The 17,981-nt window shown below is 61.6% G+C and carries 19 protein-coding genes and 1 pseudogene; 5 read left to right on the forward strand and 15 right to left on the reverse strand.

The window, feature by feature from the left end; translation table 11 throughout:
- The first annotated feature begins 213 nt into the window (after positions 1–213).
- Positions 214–1,533: an AI-2E family transporter gene (locus tag BJ994_RS09450; protein WP_425339377.1), complete on the forward strand. Its 1,320-nt coding sequence runs from the start codon at positions 214–216 to the stop codon at positions 1,531–1,533.
- A 145-nt stretch (positions 1,534–1,678) separates the two neighbouring features.
- Here BJ994_RS09450 and BJ994_RS09455 read toward each other — a convergent pair whose 3' ends face one another.
- Entirely contained in the window at positions 1,679–2,470 is a 792-nt protein-coding gene (locus tag BJ994_RS09455; protein WP_167993616.1) for an alpha/beta hydrolase, read from the reverse strand.
- Positions 2,471–2,516: 46 nt separating this feature from the next.
- On the reverse strand, positions 2,517–2,837 hold the full coding sequence (locus BJ994_RS09460; protein ID WP_167993617.1) for a hypothetical protein: 321 nt from the start codon (positions 2,835–2,837) through the stop codon (positions 2,517–2,519).
- 65 nt (positions 2,838–2,902) lie between these two features.
- Between BJ994_RS09460 and nucS the strand changes: the two are divergent.
- The 3 genes and pseudogenes from nucS to BJ994_RS09475 form a co-directional block, all read left to right on the forward strand.
- Positions 2,903–3,589: pseudogene (gene nucS, locus BJ994_RS09465) on the forward strand (endonuclease NucS); the annotation flags it as partial.
- 94 nt (positions 3,590–3,683) lie between these two features.
- Entirely contained in the window at positions 3,684–4,898 is a 1,215-nt protein-coding gene (locus tag BJ994_RS09470) for an N-acetylglucosamine-6-phosphate deacetylase (protein WP_167993618.1), read from the forward strand.
- Between the two features lie 258 nt (positions 4,899–5,156).
- The gene (locus tag BJ994_RS09475) at positions 5,157–5,360 is read left to right on the forward strand and encodes a cold-shock protein (RefSeq protein WP_026545871.1); all 204 of its coding nucleotides are present in this window, start codon (positions 5,157–5,159) and stop codon (positions 5,358–5,360) included.
- A gap of 96 nt (positions 5,361–5,456) precedes the next feature.
- Here the strand turns inward: BJ994_RS09475 and BJ994_RS09480 are convergent, their stop codons facing one another.
- From BJ994_RS09480 to BJ994_RS09540, 13 genes are all read right to left on the reverse strand, one after another.
- Positions 5,457–5,888 carry a DUF2550 domain-containing protein gene (locus BJ994_RS09480; protein WP_167993619.1) on the reverse strand — a complete coding sequence of 144 codons (432 nt, stop codon included), beginning with the start codon at positions 5,886–5,888 and terminating at the stop codon, positions 5,457–5,459.
- A gap of 10 nt (positions 5,889–5,898) precedes the next feature.
- Complete coding sequence (locus BJ994_RS09485; protein WP_167993620.1) at positions 5,899–6,183, reverse strand: F0F1 ATP synthase subunit epsilon; 285 nt, start codon at positions 6,181–6,183, stop codon at positions 5,899–5,901.
- Positions 6,184–6,189: 6 nt separating this feature from the next.
- Complete coding sequence (gene atpD, locus BJ994_RS09490; protein ID WP_167993621.1) at positions 6,190–7,653, reverse strand: F0F1 ATP synthase subunit beta; 1,464 nt, start codon at positions 7,651–7,653, stop codon at positions 6,190–6,192.
- Between the two features lie 104 nt (positions 7,654–7,757).
- Positions 7,758–8,651, reverse strand: coding sequence for a F0F1 ATP synthase subunit gamma (locus BJ994_RS09495; RefSeq protein WP_167993622.1), 894 nt, complete (start codon positions 8,649–8,651; stop codon positions 7,758–7,760).
- An 84-nt stretch (positions 8,652–8,735) separates the two neighbouring features.
- On the reverse strand, positions 8,736–10,370 hold the full coding sequence (atpA, locus tag BJ994_RS09500; protein WP_167993623.1) for a F0F1 ATP synthase subunit alpha: 1,635 nt from the start codon (positions 10,368–10,370) through the stop codon (positions 8,736–8,738).
- A 109-nt stretch (positions 10,371–10,479) separates the two neighbouring features.
- On the reverse strand, positions 10,480–11,295 hold the full coding sequence (locus BJ994_RS09505; protein WP_167993624.1) for a F0F1 ATP synthase subunit delta: 816 nt from the start codon (positions 11,293–11,295) through the stop codon (positions 10,480–10,482).
- Positions 11,295–11,846, reverse strand: coding sequence for a F0F1 ATP synthase subunit B (locus BJ994_RS09510; protein WP_167993626.1), 552 nt, complete (start codon positions 11,844–11,846; stop codon positions 11,295–11,297). The genes BJ994_RS09505 and BJ994_RS09510 overlap by 1 nt, the downstream gene beginning before the upstream one ends.
- A 48-nt stretch (positions 11,847–11,894) precedes the next feature.
- Positions 11,895–12,110 carry an ATP synthase F0 subunit C gene (locus BJ994_RS09515; RefSeq protein ID WP_019481292.1) on the reverse strand — a complete coding sequence of 72 codons (216 nt, stop codon included), beginning with the start codon at positions 12,108–12,110 and terminating at the stop codon, positions 11,895–11,897.
- Between the two features lie 74 nt (positions 12,111–12,184).
- Positions 12,185–13,009, reverse strand: coding sequence for a F0F1 ATP synthase subunit A (gene atpB, locus BJ994_RS09520; RefSeq protein WP_167993628.1), 825 nt, complete (start codon positions 13,007–13,009; stop codon positions 12,185–12,187).
- Between the two features lie 75 nt (positions 13,010–13,084).
- The gene (locus BJ994_RS09525; protein WP_342450338.1) at positions 13,085–13,420 is read right to left on the reverse strand and encodes a hypothetical protein; all 336 of its coding nucleotides are present in this window, start codon (positions 13,418–13,420) and stop codon (positions 13,085–13,087) included.
- Positions 13,413–13,895 (reverse strand): hypothetical protein, encoded by a 483-nt coding sequence (locus BJ994_RS09530; RefSeq protein WP_167993629.1) that lies wholly within the window; start codon positions 13,893–13,895, stop codon positions 13,413–13,415. Before BJ994_RS09530 ends, BJ994_RS09525 begins: the two co-directional genes overlap by 8 nt.
- A 113-nt stretch (positions 13,896–14,008) precedes the next feature.
- Positions 14,009–15,031 (reverse strand): MraY family glycosyltransferase, encoded by a 1,023-nt coding sequence (locus BJ994_RS09535; RefSeq protein ID WP_245192280.1) that lies wholly within the window; start codon positions 15,029–15,031, stop codon positions 14,009–14,011.
- A complete protein-coding gene (locus BJ994_RS09540; protein ID WP_167993630.1) occupies positions 15,028–16,890 on the reverse strand; it encodes a polysaccharide biosynthesis protein in 1,863 nt (620 codons plus the stop codon). The genes BJ994_RS09535 and BJ994_RS09540 overlap by 4 nt, the downstream gene beginning before the upstream one ends.
- Positions 16,891–17,080: 190 nt before the next feature.
- Here BJ994_RS09540 and BJ994_RS09545 point away from each other — a divergent pair, with 190 nt between their 5' ends.
- The gene (locus BJ994_RS09545; RefSeq protein ID WP_167993631.1) at positions 17,081–17,980 is read left to right on the forward strand and encodes a glycosyltransferase; all 900 of its coding nucleotides are present in this window, start codon (positions 17,081–17,083) and stop codon (positions 17,978–17,980) included.
- Position 17,981: the final 1 nt, after the last annotated feature.

Here is a 17,981-nt window from a genome sequence, read left to right on the forward strand (position 1 = left end):
GAACGCCCGACAACGGGCAGAACAACTGGACCCCATGGTAACGAACATGCCTCAACGCCGCCTGTACGCGGTATTTCCATTCTGGGGCCACATTTCCAACGCGCAACAGGAGGACGAAGTTTCCCCTGTGGTGCAGATGCTCCTGTTAGTGTTTCGCTAGTCATGGAACCGGTGCCGCGCGCACCATTACGCGAGCGAAAGCGGAATCACAGGGTGAGCGAACACAAAGAGGTGCCGATCGGTGAGCCTCTGCCCCGTCCGGCGTCGTCGGTGAACCAGGCGACGGACTCGTCCGAAGCCAGCGTTGCCGCGCCCCGGGTCGAGGTGCGCAAGCGGGGCCTCGGCTTCGCTATGGCACGTCTTCGCCGCGTTGTTCCCGTTGCCCAACCCCGCCCCAGGTTCGAGTTCCCGCCAGAACGCAACGGTGACGTTCCGGTTGACGAATCGGTAAGTATCAGCGATGACCGGCTGAAGTTCGGTGGAGCGCAACCGCGTTCAATGCGCCAGCACCCCATCCACTTCGGCTTCATGGCCAGCGTCGGTGCGGGCCTGGCGCTCCTGGCGTACTTCATGATCACGAACGTCGGACAATTGCTCGTCTGGATCGGGGCTGCGCTGTTCATCGCGCTCGGCCTGGACCCCATTGTGCGGTGGCTGGAGAAACGCCATGTTCCCCGTCCTGCCGGGATCACCGTCGCGCTGCTGCTGCTCGCGGGCATCATTGCGGCTTTCTTCGCCACCCTGATTCCGACGATCGTCTCCCAGACCACCCAACTGGTCGAGCGGGCACCCGGGTACATTCGTGACTTCCTCAATTCCGAGTTCTTCCGCAACATCGATCAACAATTCGAGGTGCGCGAGCGCGTTACGGAGGAGGTCAACCGGTTCTTCGCGAACTCGGAGGCCGTGGGTGGCATCTTCGGCGGCGTGCTCGGGGTCGGCACGGTCATCCTCAACAGCCTGTTCGGCGTGCTCATCATCCTCGTGCTGACCCTCTACTTCCTCGCTTCCCTGCCGGGAATGAAGAAGTGGGCCTACCGGCTCGCGCCGCGTTCCCGCCGTCCGCGGGTTGAGCGGCTCTCGGAGGAGATAACCCGCAGCGTGGGCAATTACGTCATCGGACAGGCGTGCGTAGCGCTTTTGAACGCGACCTTCGCGTTCATCTTCATGACGATCGCGCAGGTTCCCTTCTCGGTCCTGCTGGCCTTCGTGGTGGCGATGCTCGCCTTCATTCCGCTCGTCGGTGCGCTGATTGCCGCCGTCCTCGTGAGCCTGGTGGCGCTCACAGCGGGATGGCAGACGGCGGTGCTCTTCGCGGTGATGTACGTGGCGTACCTGCAGCTCGAGGCGTACTTCATTTCGCCGCGCATCATGCAGAAAGCCGTTGCCGTCCCCGGTGCAGTGGCTGTGATCGCCGTGATTGCAGGCGGGACGCTCCTTGGGGTGCTCGGGGCACTGATAGCCATCCCGACAGCCGCTGCCGTGATGCTGCTCCTGAAGGAAGTCTTCATCGCGCGTCAGGACAGCCAGTAGCTCGTCCGTCGACGCGCCGATCCAGCGCTCGCCCGTTAGCGACTACCGGGCTCCCAAACCTCGCTTCGCTCGGCCCGGGACCCTCGCCCGTTAGCGACTACCGGGCTCCCAAACCTCGCTTCGCTCGGCCCGGGACCCTCGCCCGTTAGTCTTGGGCGCGCGCCGTCGGGCCGTTCCATTCGTTCGGCAGAGTGATGGGCTTGCCGAGAACGACGCCGGCAATTTCCTCCAGCACACGGCTCACGTACTTTTCCCCCACCCATAAATGCTTGGCGCCGTCGACGCCGATCACCTCCGCCTGCGGCACGCGCGAAAAGCGCTGTGCCGCTTCCTCGGGCTGCAGGTAGTCGTCGTGTTCCGGTACGAGGACGCGCAGCGGCAACCCCGCGGCGGCCCAGGAGTCGAGGTCCGCCTCGTCCGCACGGTGTAGCGGGGGCGAAAGCAGGACCGCGCCCTCAATGTATTCGGCGACCGGTTCCCGCGCTCCATACTTCAGGCACAACTCGGTGCCGAAACTCCAGCCGACCAGCCAGACATTGGTCAGCCCCTCTTCGACCACCCACCGCACGGCGGCTTCGAGGTCGTGGTGTTCGGCGCCGCCGCCGTCGAACTCGCCCTCGCTGCACCCGCGTGGCGAACAGGTACCCCGCGTGTTGAAGCGCAGGACGGCAATATCAGCCAACGCGGGCAGCCGGAAAGACGCCTTGCGGTACACATGCGAGTCCATGAACCCACCAGCGGTCGGTAGGGGATGCAGGGTCACGAGCGTCGCCGTCGGCGTCCTGCCCTCCGGAGCAGCGAATTCACCGACGAGCCGGCGTCCATCGGCCGTAGTGAGCTCGATGTTCCGGCGTGAGGCGGGGAGAACTGTGCCCGCCCGGATCTGGGTCGGTTCGGCGCTGTCGGCGTACTCGTATGCGGGGGCTGTGCTGGTCATCGGGAACAGTCTACCGAGCGCATGCGCAGGGCATACCGGCGCAACGTCAGCCGGACCGTCGCGTCCTCCAGCAGGTCACGTGCCAGTGCCGCCGATCGGCTAGCGCGCTTTCGGCGCCGAACAGTGAGTCTTCCTGCCACGCCACGAGGTGGGCTACTCCGGGCGGGATATCGCGGTGGCACCCCGGGCACAGATAATGCTTCGCCGCATTGCGTTCAGTGATCCGCCGTACCGACCAGACCCCATCCGGACCGCTCTCCCTCGTCGGAAGGCCGCCACGTGCGCGTTCCAGGTCCAGTTCGGGCGCCTCGCCCCATTTGCGACGGGGTTGGCCCCGCGACTTCCGGGGCTGATTGGATCGGGGCATGCCTTTAGTCTGCACCGCGGTGCTCCTGAACCGAAAATGGCCTCCGGGCCGGTAAAGTGCGTGGGGTGCGTTTAGTCATTGCCCGCTGTTCCGTCGATTACATCGGACGCCTTCGAGCCCATCTTCCGCTCGCCACCCGGCTCCTGCTGGTGAAGGCCGACGGTTCGGTGCTGGTCCATTCCGACGGCGGCTCCTATAAACCCCTGAACTGGATGAGTCCGCCTGCAACCCTGCGGATCATCGAACCTGCGCCGGAAGACGCTGAGCTCGGAGTGATGCAGACGTGGAACGTTCAGCACGCCAAAAGCGATGATCGATTGGTCATCAGCATCCATGAACTCATGCACGAGAGCTCCCATGACCTGGGCGTGGACCCGGGCCTGGTCAAGGACGGAGTGGAGGCCGATCTACAGAGGCTGCTCGCAGAGCAGATCACTCTCCTCGGGGACGGCTACTCGCTGATCCGCAGGGAGTACATGACGGCGATCGGTCCGGTCGACATCCTCGCCAGGGACGGTCACGGACGAACCGTCGCCATCGAGCTCAAGCGCCGCGGCGACATCGACGGCGTGGAACAGTTGACGCGTTACCTCGAACTGCTGAACCGGGATCCGCTGATGGCGCCGGTGAAAGGTGTCTACGCGGCACAGCAGATTAAGCCGCAGGCGCGGGTTCTTGCCCAGGACCGCGGAATCGACTGTCTTACCCTCGACTATGACGCGATGCGCGGGGTCGACGACGTCGATTCGCGATGCGCGGGGTCGACGACGTCGATTCGCGCCTCTTCTGACGTCACGCCGGGACGTGGCACCGTTGTGCCGGTGCAGCGGCACATAGAATCGGCAGATGACAGAAATCGCTGGGGTGGAGGAGTATGTCCGGGCACGACTGGTGCAGGACAGGACCATTGTCGACGACGGCGTCCTCGCCTTCGCGAACGGCCGGATTACGTACGCCGGTCCTGCTGGGGAATACCGGCCTGCGTCTGATGCCTCGCTGGTTCCCGATGTTTCGCCCGAAAGCCTGATCCTTCCCGGACTTGTCGACGTTCACTGCCATGGGGCGTTTGGCTCGGACTTTTCAGCAGCCTCTGTGGAGGAGTGCCGCGCGGCGGTCGAGTTCCTTCACGCCAGTGGCACCACAACGCTGCTCGCCAGCACAATGACAGCACCGCTCGACGAGATAGAAGCCGCGTTCGCCAAGCTCGCCACGCTTGCTGAGACTGGTGTTATCGCAGGAATTCATGCGGAGGGACCGTTTGTTTCCGAGGCCCGTTGCGGCGCCCAGAATCCTGATTACATTCTCGACCCTAACGCTGTCGATGTACTGCGGTTGCTCGAGGCGGCACAGGGCCGGCTCAAGACGATGACCTACGCGCCCGAACGCCCCGGGGCCGATGAGCTCATCGAACTGCTGGCCAGTCACGGAGTCACGCCTTCGCTCGGTCACACCGACTCCGACTCGGCCACGGCTGCGTCCTCGCTGGCCCTCGCTCATCAGAGGATGGCGTCAGCGGGACTCAATGGCCGGCCAACCGTCACTCATCTGTTCAACGGAATGCCTCCGATCCATCACCGCTCGCCCGGCCCGGCACTGGTCTGCCTGCAGACCGCAGCGGCAGGTAACGCCGTTGTCGAATTGATCGCTGACAATCACCATTTGGCGCCGGATACTGTTCGGTCAGTGTTCGGGCTAGTGGGAGCGGACAATGTCTGTCTGGTCACCGATTCGATGGCCGCAACCGGGCTGCCGGACGGAAAGTATGAGCTCGGCCCCTCCCCCGTCACGGTCAGCGACGGGGTCGTGACGCTGGACAGGACCGGCAGCCTCGCCGGCGGGACAGCCACCCTGCTCGATATAGTGCGCAGGACGGTCCGGGCCGGCGTCGAGCTAGCCGGGGCCGTACACTCAGCTACCTCCGTGCCCGCCGGTATTCTCGGTCTTTCCGATGAGCTTGGAGCCCTGCGGAAAGGGCTTCGCGCGGACCTGGTCATCACCACCCCGGAACTCGGGCTGCAATCCGTGATGCGCCACGGACAATGGATTGAACCGGTTACATAATTGTCGAATGACTAACTATTCGAACTTGTCCTTAACAATTCGTTTAATCCTCTGATTCTCCGTTGACCAGTCCATGGCCCTATGTGATGCTTATTGCAGTCTTTGTGTACGTGTTTTTCATGCTCGCAAGACAAGTTGCGAGCGTGGAGCTCCCCGAATGACAAGGTTCACTTGGCCAGGACGGAATTCCCGCGGAGTAACTCCCGGGCGGCACGCGGTGTGCCGGCCAAGAATGTTTCATTATGAGGAGAAATATAGATGGCACAGGGAACCGTCAAGTGGTTCAACGCTGAGAAGGGCTTCGGCTTTATCACGCCGGACGACTCTGAGGGCGATGTTTTTGTTCACTACTCCGAGATCCAGACGGGTGGATTTCGCACGCTGGATGAGAACCAGCGCGTCCAGTTCGAAATCGGGCAGGGCGCCAAGGGCCCGCAGGCTACTGGAGTGACTGCACTCTAATCCGGTTTCTTCAATGCAATAGGCAGGGCCCCCGCTCACGCAGGGGCCCTGCCTATTGCCGTGCCGAATCCTCAAGAGTTCGGCATCCTCAAGACTTCAACGCCACGTACCGATCCCTATGACGGGGCCGGCTTCCAGCCAGGACGAAAGTCCAGCGTAAACGTCAAACTTCATCGCCAGTAACAATTCCTCGCCCTCATAGGTGAGCGTGACCACGATCGCCCCAGGTTGAATCCTGGACTTTTCCGCTTCCGTCGGTTGACGCCACCCTTTGAGTTCAATAGAGCTTCTCAGGTAGCGGTGACGGGGTCTCGGACTGAGTGACATCAGGCGCAGCCACTCAAGGTGCATGTCCGTATAACGACAAACCCCCATCCGCCATCCCGCGGGCGGGAGGCAGATGGAGGCGTCGAAGGTTCCGAGTGCGCTTCGTAGCTGATAGCGGCGCAGGCAGAAGGCACCGATGAGAAGCACGATCAGGGCAAAGAGCACCGCGAGGGTGATGAACGCGATACTGATGCCGTTCATCGCGATACTGCTACTTCGCGTCTGCGGTTACGGCGCCGCCAATCCTGGCATTGTCGGCGACTATCACCACTCGATTGCTGTCGACCGAGAAGAACCCGCCGTCTACGCCAACGGTTACACGCTCACCGGATACCGGCTGGATTGCGAGCTCGCCCTCGGCGAGGATCGCAAGCACGGGGGAATGCCCGGGAAGGATCCCGATCTCACCGTCGGCCGTACGGGCCTTGACCATGCTCGCTGCACCGGACCACACGAAGTGGTCCGCTGCCACGATTTCAACTTCGAGCTCAGCCATGGGGCCTTACTTTCCGCTCTGCTCTTGGATGCGCGCCCAGTTCCGCTCGACATCATCGAGACCGCCGATGTTGAAGAACGCCTGCTCGGCAATGTGGTCGAGGTCGCCGTTGCAAATCGCCGTGAAGCCCTCGATGGTGTCCTTGATACTGACGGTCGAACCTTCAACACCGGTGAACTGCTTTGCCGTGTAGGTGTTCTGCGACAGGAACTGCTGGATGCGGCGGGCCCGCGAGACAACGATCTTGTCCTCTTCGGACAACTCGTCAACACCCAGGATCGCGATGATGTCCTGCAGTTCCTTGTTCTTCTGCAGGATCTGCTTCACGCGCACGGCGGTGTTGTAGTGATCGTGGCCGATGTACTGCGGATCGAGGATGCGCGAGGTCGACGTGAGCGGGTCGATTGCCGGGTACAGACCACGCGAAGCGATCTCACGCGAGAGCTCCGTGGTCGCGTCCAGGTGCGCGAAGGTTGTTGCCGGAGCCGGGTCGGTGTAGTCGTCAGCAGGGACGTAGATCGCCTGCATCGAGGTGATCGAGTGACCCTTAGTCGAGGTGATGCGCTCCTGCAGCAGGCCCATCTCATCGGCAAGGTTGGGTTGGTAGCCCACGGCGGAGGGCATACGGCCAAGCAGCGTCGACACCTCGGACCCTGCCTGTGTGAAGCGGAAGATGTTGTCAATGAACAACAGCACATCCTGCTTCTGCACATCGCGGAAGTACTCCGCCATCGTAAGGGCCGACAGCGCCACGCGAAGACGCGTTCCCGGCGGCTCGTCCATCTGGCCGAACACAAGCGCGGTGTCCTTCAGAACCCCGGCTTCCTCCATCTCAACCCAAAGATCGTTACCCTCACGAGTACGCTCTCCAACACCGGCGAATACCGAGGTACCACCGAAGTTACGGGCCACACGGGTGATCATTTCCTGGATCAGAACCGTCTTGCCAACGCCGGCGCCACCGAACAGGCCGATCTTTCCACCCTTGATGTAAGGGGTAAGGAGGTCGATGCTTTTGATTCCGGTCTCAAGCATTTCCGTCGAACCCTCAAGGGAGGCGAAGGAAGGAGCCTTGCGGTGGATCGGCCAGCGCTCGGTGATCTCGAGTGCTGATTCCTCTACGTCCAGGGGCTTGCCCAGCACGTTGAAGATGTGTCCCTTCACACCGTCGCCGACAGGCACGGAGATTGCTTCTCCGGTGTCCTGGACGATGGTTCCGCGGACAAGGCCGTCGGTTGCCTGCAGGGAGATAGCGCGGACCAGGTTGTCGCCCAGGTGCTGCGAGGTCTCGAAAGTGATGGTGTGCGTCTGGCCGTTGAGAGTGATCTCAGTGGTCAGCGCGTTGTAGATCGCGGGAATTGCGTCAGCCGGGAACTCAACGTCGACAACCGGGCCGATGACACGGGCAATCCGGCCAGTGGCTCCGGGGGCAACTGAGTCCGTACTGTTCTCAACAGTCTGGGCAGTCATCTCTCTCACTTCATTCGGTAGATGGCGTGGTGCTAATGGTAGTGCGTGGCACGAACCTGTATCGCTGGAAACAGCTTCGTGCCGAGCCGTGAGACCCAGGCCGGTTAGGACGCGTTGAGCGCGTCAGCTCCGGCAACGATCTCGGACAGCTCCTGCGTGATTTCCGCCTGGCGGGCGGTGTTGCGAAGGCGCGTGTACTTCTTGATGAGCTCGGTTGCATTGTCTCCAGCGGACTTCATCGCCCGTTGCCGCGCCGCGAGCTCACTCGCAGCGGCCTGGAGCAGTGCCGCAAAGATGCGTGACTCGATGTACCGCGGAAGCAAAGCATCGAGAACCCTCTCAGGCTCCGGCTCGTACTCATACAGCGGCAGCAGGTCTGACTCCGTCGCCGCCTCTTCCTCGACAACCTCAAGCGGCAGCAACCGGATGACGGTTGGTTCCTGGGTGACCATGGATCGGAAGCGTGTGTACACGACGTGGATCTCGTCAACGCCGCCGTCGTCGTAGTCGGTGTTGAACTGCTCGAGCAGAACGCGACCGATTTCCCGTGCCGTCTCAAACTCCGGAGCGTCGGTACCGCCCGTCCAGACCTGTTCGTACGGCCGGCCGCGGAAGTCGAAGTAAGCCTGCGCCTTCCTGCCGACCAGGTAGGGCTTGACCTCTTTGCCCTCTTCACGCAGCAGTTCCATCAGGGACTCGGCCTGCTTGAGCACCGTAGCCGAGTACGAACCGGCCAGACCACGGTCCGAGGTCATGATCAGGACCGCCGCACGGCGGATCTGCTCCGGTTCCGTGGTGAGCGGGTGATCGATCTCGGACTGCGATGCCACTGCAGAAACGGCTCGGGTGATTGCATTGGCGTAGGGAAGCGAGGACGATACACGTGCGCGCGCCTTACCAATGCGAGAGGTGGCGATCAGCTCCATCGCCTTGAAGATCTTGCGCATCGACGTGGTCGACACGATCTTCTGGCGGTAGACCCGGATCTGGGCTCCCATACTTGTCCTTTCCTTCGTAGTCCCCCTAAGGAGCTACTGCTGGGGCTCTGGTGCCCGCACTCGCGTGCGGACACCGGAAGGCCGTTAGCGCTTCTGCTTGACGATCTTTTCCTGGTCGACAGAGTCCTCGGCGAGAGCGCTGTGCTCCTCGTGGCCTGCGGTGGGACCGTCATGGCCCCGACCGAAGAAGCCTTCCTTGAAATCGACGATGTGCGACTTCAGCTCATCGACGGTCGAGTCCTCAAGCTGGTTGGTCTGGGCCAGGGTGGTCAGGACCGAAGACTTGTGGCGCAGGTGCTCGAGGAACTCACCTTCGAACCGGCGGATGTCCTCAACCGGAACTTCGTCGAGGTAACCGTTGGTGCCCGCCCAGATGGACACAACCTGCTCCTCAACCGGGAACGGTGCGTACTGCCCTTGCTTCAGAAGTTCCATGAGCCGTGCACCGCGGGTGAGCTGCTGACGTGACGCGGCGTCGAGGTCTGATGCGAACATCGCGAACGCCTGCATGTCGCGGTACTGTGCAAGGTCCAGCTTCAACGTACCGGACACCTTCTTCATGGACTTCACCTGCGCCGCACCACCTACACGGGACACGGAGACACCAACGTCGACGGCGGGGCGCTGGTTGGCATTGAAGAGGTCCGACTGCAGGAAGATCTGGCCATCGGTGATGGAGATGACGTTGGTCGGGATGTAAGCCGAGACGTCGTTGGCCTTGGTTTCGATGATCGGCAGGCCGGTCATCGATCCCGCACCGAGTTCGTCCGAAAGCTTGGCGCAGCGCTCGAGCAAGCGGGAGTGCAGGTAGAAGACGTCGCCCGGGTAGGCTTCGCGTCCCGGCGGACGGCGCAGCAGCAGCGAAACGGCGCGGTAGGCTTCGGCCTGCTTGGAGAGGTCATCGAAAATGATCAGGACGTGCTTGCCGCCGTACATCCAGTGCTGGCCGATGGCCGAGCCTGCATACGGAGCCAGGTATTTGAAGCCCGCGGGGTCGGATGCCGGGGACGCCACGATCGTGGTGTACTCGAGGGCGCCCTTTTCCTCCAGGGTCTGGCGGACAGCAGCGATTGTCGAAGCCTTCTGTCCGATTGCGACGTAGACGCAGCGAACCTGCTTCTGGACGTCCCCGGACTCCCAGTTGGCCTTCTGGTTGATGATGGTGTCAACTGCGATGGCTGTCTTGCCGGTCTGGCGGTCACCGATGATGAGCTGGCGCTGGCCGCGGCCGATCGGGATCATGGCGTCGATTGCCTTCAGGCCCGTCTGCATCGGTTCGTGAACAGACTTGCGCTGGGTAACGCCCGGAGCCTGAAGCTCAAGTGCACGACGGGACTCGGCCTTGATCTCGCCAAGATCATCGATCGGCTGTCCCAGCGGATCAACGACGCGGCCAAGGAATGCGTCACCGACGGGCACGGAGAGAATCTCGCCGGTGCGGTGTACTTCCTGTCCTTCTTCGATGCCCGCGTAGTCGCCGAGGACAACCACGCCGATTTCGCGGGTGTCAAGGTTCTGGGCGAGGCCCAGCGTGCCGTCTTCAAAACGCAGCAGCTCGTTCGCCATGACCGAGGGAAGGCCCTCGACTCTGGCAATTCCGTCACTTGCGCTAGTTACGCGGCCGACTTCGACCCGCTCGGCGTTTCCGGGTTCGTAGGACGCCGCGAACTCGTTCAACGCATTACGGACGTCTTCGGCGTTGATGGTCAATTCGGCCATCTGCAGTCCCTGCTCTCCTGTGTTGTGATCACCGCGTCTTCGGCGGCAACCGGTGTTGTTTTCGTCTGTATCGAAGCGTGCGCTTCTTACGAAGCCGTAAGGTGCGCGGCTAGACCGTCATCATTCGGCGAAGTTCGGAAAGGCGTGTGACAGCAGTAGAATCCACCACTTCGTCTCCCACCTTCACCCGGACGCCGCCCACCAGGGACGGATCCACAGTGACGTTGACCTTGAGGTCGCGGCCGTAGAGCCCATTGAGACCCGACGCCAGGCGCGCGTACTGCTCATCCGACAGCGGACGGGTAACGCTGACGTTGGCAATCCACCTCTCCTGGCGTAGTGCAACAAGTTCCACGAAGCGGTTGACCAGCGCTGACGGCCTCAGCCCACGGGGGGAAAGCACCGCCTGACGGATCAGCAGCCTGGCTTCGTCTCCAGCTGTTGGCACCAGCTTGAGGGCAAGTGCCGACTTGGCGCCGGAATCAGCCTGCGGCTCAGAGAGAGCCCGCTGCAGGTCATGGTTCGATTCGACAACCCGGATGAAGGAGAAGAGATCATTCTCCAGGCCCTCGAGCCCTTCCAGACCCTGTCCCCGGTTCTCGGCGACCGCGATCGCCACAGTTGCGGCAAGAGTTTCCAGCGCATCCCCGAAGTCACGGGGCTTTCCCCAGCGGCGACCGGCAAGATCCTTAACGATCTCAGCGGCTTCTGCTGAAATGCGCCCGCGGACCAGCTGGTCGACAAGCGCCACCCGGTCCTTACCCTCGCGATTGGGATCAGTCAGGGCCCGGCGGAGTCCGGCGTTGCTGTCAAGGGCATCGAGCACTCCGAACAACTCCTCGGACAGGGTCAGCGTTGCTCCCCTGAGCCGGGACTCGAGTTCATGCCTTGCCTCAACGAGGGACTGGCTTGATACGCCTGCCATTACTTGGACACACCTGCACTCTGGGTAGCGGACTGCGCTTCCAGGTCAGCGAGGAAACGATCCACGACTCGTGCGGAGCGCGCGTCATCGGCAAGTGACTCGCCAACAATGCGGCCGGCTAGTTCGGTGGCAAGCGTGCCGACCTCTGCCCGAAGGGAGACAACAGCTGCCTGCCGCTCGGCTTCGATCTGTGCCTCCGCCTGAGCTGAAATGCGGCTCGCCTCTGCGGTTGCCTTCTCCTTCAGCTCAGCCAGGATCTGGGCACCCTCAGCGCGAGCTTCCTCGCGGATACGGTTGGCTTCGGTCCGGGCGTCGACAAGCTGCTGCTTGTACTCTTCCCGGGCAGCATTGGCTTCTGCCTGTGCTGCCTCAGCCTTGGCGATGCCGCCTTCAATGGCTTCAGTCCGTTCAGCAAACGTCTTCTCAAACGCCGGCATGACGAACTTGATAACGATGTACATCAGTACAGCGAAGCCCGCGACCGTTACCAGAATCTCCCAGACGTTGGGAATGAGCGGGTTCGACGCTCCGATGATTACTGCGTTATCCATGTTTCACCCGTCTTTCTACAACTAGTCCCTGAACTGATCCGCGCGGGACTACGCGCCGATTACGAAAGCGAAGACGAGGCCAAGAATGGCTAGAGCTTCGGTGAGCGCCAGTCCGAGGAAGGCGATCGGCTGCAGCACACGCTGGGCCTCAGGCTGACGAGCAACTCCGTTGATGTACGCGGCGAAGACCAGGCCCACACCGATACCACCGCCGATTGCGGAGAGACCGTATCCAACGAGGTTGAGGCTACCCTGTACTTCCATTGTGTTCCTTTCAAGATGCCGCGGTGTGCGGCAGGTTGGTTGGGATCATCCCCGGTGGGGAAGACTTGTATTACTTAGTGGGAGTCCGCATGCAGCGCACCCTCAATGTAGATGGCTGCCAGCAGCGTGAACACGTATGCCTGCAGGACCATGATCAGAGCCTCCAGCATGTACATCGCAACTGCGCCACCGAGCACGAGCACGCCTGTGCCCTGCAGGAGAACGTTTCCGGAAAGTGCCATGAACTCGATTGCACTGCCGGCCAGCATGACGATGAGGTGTCCTGCGAGCATGGTCGCGAACAAACGGAGGGAGTGAGTCACGGGGCGGACGAGGAAGTTCGAGATGATCTCAATCGGCACGACGATGAAGAGAATCGGCCAGGGAACACCTGATGGGACGACAGCCAGCTTGAAGTACCGGAAGCCATGCTTCTTCAGTCCGACCGCAATCCACAGAATGTAGAAGATGGCCGCAATTGCGTAGGCGCTGCCTGGGTGGGAGAAGCTAGGCAGCTGAAGAATGGGAACAGCGCCGAAGATGTTGTTCACCAGAATGAAGAAGAAGGCGGTGAATAGCCAGGGCACGTACTTCAGGTAGTCTCGGCCGCCGATGATGTCTTTGCCAATGGAGTTGCGGACAAAACCATAAGCGGACTCCCCCAGGAACTGCACCTTGCCGGGCACCAACTGGCCCTTGCGGGATGCGACATAGAAGAAGGCACCGATAAGGACCACCGAGATGATGATCATCAGCATCTGCTTACCGAAACCCGGGTCGAACCAGACGCCATAGGGGTCGCCCCAGGGCAGGATATCCGGGTGGTGCCCATCCTCAATGGTGGGGGCGACAAAGCCCTCTTCAGTGGTGGTTTGAGCCGGGAGCGCAAGCGCGATCAACGCGTTTCCTCTCTGCAGTGTCCATCGTTGGGCATAGTTTGATCGGGCACAGCGTTACTGCTCCGACGAATGAAATTATTTGGCATCGCTCTGGGAACCTTCCGCTGGGCCGCGGCCGTCCTCCGGCGGGGAGCCGGACTCAGTTTGGCTGGAGCGGGTGAGGTTGTGCTTGTGGGAAAGATAGAAACCGCCCACGGCACCCAAGAGGCCCCCGGCGAGCACGAGCCATCGCGTTCCCAGGAGATTGTCCAGTCCCCACCCTATCAAACTCCAGACGAGGATCCCGCCAATGATATAGCTGAAAACCGCCATGCCGGCGTTATAGCCGGCGTCGCCGTAGCGGCCGCGGGCGTCCTCGCCGTCAGGTGCTTCGCTTCTGCGGTCGCCTGAGCTCTCCGGTTGTTCACGCACGGTCAACCTCCGTTTGCGAAGCCGACTGATGGTCATACAACTGGTGACGCGCGCCGGCAAAGACTGCTATTTCCACGATCTGCCAAACGACGACAGTTCCGACGGCAGCTCCAAAGAACCACGAGCGTTCCAGCCAGCTGGGCGCACCTACGAAGAAGAGCACCGCTGCAAACCCGACAACCTTGATTGCATAGGTCACCGCGAACAGCCCCAGTGCACCAGACGGATTGCTTCGCCCTGCGAAGTGACCAATGAGAAGGCTCACGCCGAAGAACAATGCGACCAGAAGCCAGCCGAAAACCGAGCTCATACCGGCGCTGGGACCTACGATGAAGAATGCCGTACCCGCAACCGCAACAAGTGGAACGGCCGTGGAAATGAGGCACCGGACCAGGATACGCAGCCAGAGAGACTGTGTTGCTTCCGACGCCGAAACAGCAGAGACACCGGCGCGCGAAGCGTCTGGTGTGTTCATACGAGTCCGTCCATCGACAAGGGTAAAGCAAAGGGAGGTATACCGATGCGATCGATCGGTGTCATCAAATTCTACAGCAGATAGAAATCAACCGGCGTCGATGGTTGCCTAGCCTAATCAGTTCGACGCGCGGTCGTGATCGCTCCACCTCGCCGTGCCAGAATCTGTGGTGAATAGATGTAGAGAGCCACTACAGCTGCCGCGAATATCGAACACGCTATCGCGAGCGGGGCAGACGCCGTCGCCAGGACGAAGCCCGCCACACCCACCAGTGCCGAACACACGGTCACCACCAGCGCCGCCTGCACATGGCTCAGACCAACATCCGTAAGGCGCTGGTATACGTGCTCGCGATGCGAGGCGTACCAGCGCTGCCCCCCCTGTACTCGCCTCAGAAAAGTAATGAAGGTGTCAGCCAGATAGATCAGCACAGGGGCAAACAGGTACTCAAGGTAAACGCCAGCCAACAAACCTGCCACCGCCATGCCCGCAATGGAGGCACCGAGTAGATAACTGCCGACGTCGCCCAGGAAAACAAAGCCCCGTCCGAGGTTCCACGGTAGAAATCCGGCGAACGCGGCAGCTACTACGAGCCCTGCGACCGTGAGCCAGAACTGGTCCACGAGGACACCCGCGAATGAGTAGAACACTCCAACGAGAACACCGTGCAAACCGGATATACCGTTTATTCCGTCCATGAAGTTCGCCGCATTGACATACGCCGCGACAGCCAGCGCGCCGACCGGTATCCACCAGTAGGACTGGCCGATTGTCCAGCTCAGTGCCGCCGTTCCCACTGCCCCGATGCCCAACTGAAGAACTGCGCGCACGCGAATGGACAACCCCCGGTAGTCCTCGATCCAGCCGAGAACGGACGCAGACCCAATGATTGCCAGAACAATTGCCACGATGGAGCGGTCCACCGGAACAAGCCCTGTCAGCAAGGAGAGCACAAGTCCGGCCGCGATGCCCAGGGCTACCGTGATGCCTACCCCGCGAATCACCACGGTGTTGTGGGAGGAACGCTCATTGGGGATATCCAGCACACCCAGCCTGTGCAACAGCGGCTTCAACGCGATGGGCAGCAGCACGCTGAGCAGCAAGGAAGCTCCCACGACAGCCCAGAGCAGCATCATGCACCCTTTTCCGTGGGAGGGTGCATACCGTCCGAGTACTGCTCGATACCACCCTTGACCTTCCAATCACGCAGGTCGAGCATCCCCGGATCCAGCGCAGCAACCCGCGTGTGGGAGATCTTCGGGTGGAGCGGGCGGGAATCGTCCTCATCGATGCCCACCAGGTCTTCATGGAGCTTTTCCCCTTTTCGGAGCCCTGTGAACACAATCTCGATGTCCTTCCCGGACATGGCGATCATCCGCTGGGCAACATCCAGGATCTTCACCGGTTCACCCATATCGAGGATGAGCACTTCCCCGCCCCGGCCGATCGCACCGGCCTGAATCACAAGCTGGCATGCTTCAGGGATGGTCATGAAGAAGCGCGTGACTTCCGGATCCGTCACCGTAATGGGACCACCCACCCGTATCTGCTCCGTGAACAGGGGGAGCATCGACCCACGGCTGCCAATGACGTTGCCAAACCGCACGGAGACATACTTCCGTCCCACTGACTGTGCGTTCCAGGCAGTTAGCTTCTCCGCAACTCGCTTCGAGTGCCCGAGTACGCTTGTGGGGTTAGCCGCCTTGTCCGTCGAGATATTGACAAAATTGCTTACGCCTGCCGCCTCCGCCGCGCGGAGCACGTTGAGGGTTCCAAGCACGTTGGTCTTCCATGCCTCTTCCGGATACTGCTCCAGCAGTGAGACATGCTTCAGGGCGGCAGCATGGAAAACCACTTCGGGCTTCCGATCCACGAAGATGTTGCGCAGTGTTTCTGCTTCCCGGATATCGGCGAGGACAGTGTCCCTCCCTGTCAACAATCCGCGACCCGTGAGCGATATCTGCGTTGACTGCAGGCCCGTCTCATCCCGATCAAGCATGATGAGTTCCGCAGGGGCGTACTCGGCGATCTGACGGCATAACTCAGAGCCGATCGAGCCGCCCGCCCCCGTTACCAGCACCCGGCGCCCAGCGATATATCCCGCCACTTCGTCGGCGTGGATGTCCACCGGACGCCTGCCAATAAGGTCTTCGACCGCGACTTCCCGGAAATCCGTCAGCCCATTCTCTCCCCCACCCGCAAGCATCTCCCTCAGCGGTGGCAGTACCAGAACCCGGATGTTGAGTCCCGCGACCAGGTCGGATACGCGGCGCACCTGTGCAGCTTCGACATCCGAGAACGCGATTACCAACGCCGTGGCATGCGTTCGATGGGCAATGTCAGGGAGGTCCTCAAGGCGCCCCAACACCGGAACCGTAGCCAGCCTGAGATGCTTCTTCGCGGGATCGTCGTCAATCAGGCCGACCGGGAAGTAGGGAGACTCCCGATCCTGCATCATTCGCGTGACAAGGGATTTCCCGAGGAAACCTGCGCCGTAGATGAGGGTGCGCTGGGCGTCGTCGCCCGGCTTGGCCTTGCTCTCCACGTACATGCGTTTCAGGTACCGGGTGGACGCCATGAACATGCAGGCGAACGGGAAAGCGATAATGCCCACACTGCGGGGAATTTCGAGGACGGTCACCAGTGCGACGCTTACCAGCAGCAGGATCACCGAGACTATAACGGTCACGATCACCAGGAGTTTGGCCTCATGGAAGCTCCCGAATGCGTACCGCCCGCGGTAAAGGGCGAAACTCATACCGATGATCAACTGGGCCACGACCGCCACGGCGCAGAACACCACCACGCCAGGAATATTGACCTGGTTTACAAGCAGCTCCAGACGCAGGATAAGGGCCAGGAGAATGGCCACGATCCAGGCAAGCGAATCGAAAGCATACTGGGACCAGAGCCACAGCGCCGGCTTGTCCGTTCTGGCCGCGGAGTCGTCCCGATTCTCACCTGGATCGGAACTCTGGTTATCCGTCTGTGTCATGGTTCCTTTGAAGGGGGCAGGTAGCGTCGGGTCAGCCGCCACCGACGGCCAGCGCGGAAGGCACCCGGGCCGTGTAATAGACTTTCCCTACCCGAGAATACTAGCCCCACTGGTCTGCGCTCTTATTGAGCAGGACAACGTGAATTCAATGCCCACCTCAGGGCCGCAGAAAGTTTACGGAAGGACCGTTTTGCAGGAAACCGTGGCTGTAGCGGCAGTGACCTTCGACCGGCCCGGAGACGTGCAGACACTTCTGGCGGCGCTCTCACACCAGGACCATCCCCTTGTTTCGGTGGCTCTCGTCGACTCGGGGACGCAGGACGTCGCGTCGATCGCTGCCCACTCGGCAGCGCCTGTAAATTACATCCGTTCAAACAGTAATCTCGGCGGTGCCGGTGGGTTTTCGCTGGCCATCCTGTCCGCGATGGCCAGCGGCGCGGACTGGATCTGGATCATGGATGATGACGCACATCCGGAGGACACCACCGTGCTCCGCAGTCTCCTGGAAGCCGCGCACACGCGGAACCTCGACGTCGTCCTGCCCTTGATCGTGGCGCCGGAGGATTCCTCCCGTCTCTCCTTCCCCTTCCGCGTCCAAGGGCGCACAACCCACGATCGGAGCCAGGTTGAGAAGCTCGGATTTCTTCCCGACATCGGGCAGTTCTTCAACGGCGCATTGATCCGTACCGATGTCTTCTTCCGTGTGGGCCTGCCGGACCTGCGGCTCTTCATCCGTGGAGATGAGACAGACTTCATGCTCCGGCTCCGGCGCGCACGGATCGCTTTCGGCACAGTCACAACTGTCGCGCTCAGCCACCCGCCGGGGTGGGCGGAACTGAAGCACGTTCTGGGCGACAGGCTCCATGTGCTCGTACCTGAAACGCCCTTCAAGCGGTTCTACTACTTCCGGAACCGCGGACACCTCACCCGGCGCTACGGCCGATTACGCTCGTTCGTTGTCGACGCCGTGGGTTATCCGGCGTACTTTCTGCGCCGTGGCGACTTGCGTGGGCTGGCATCGTGGGCACGCACCTACGCTGCGGGTGTGCGCGGGCGCAACTTCGGACCGCCCTCGGATTTCGGCTTCTGAG

The sequence above is a fragment of the Arthrobacter pigmenti genome (assembly GCF_011927905.1).
Taxonomy (GTDB): domain Bacteria; phylum Actinomycetota; class Actinomycetes; order Actinomycetales; family Micrococcaceae; genus Arthrobacter_D; species Arthrobacter_D pigmenti.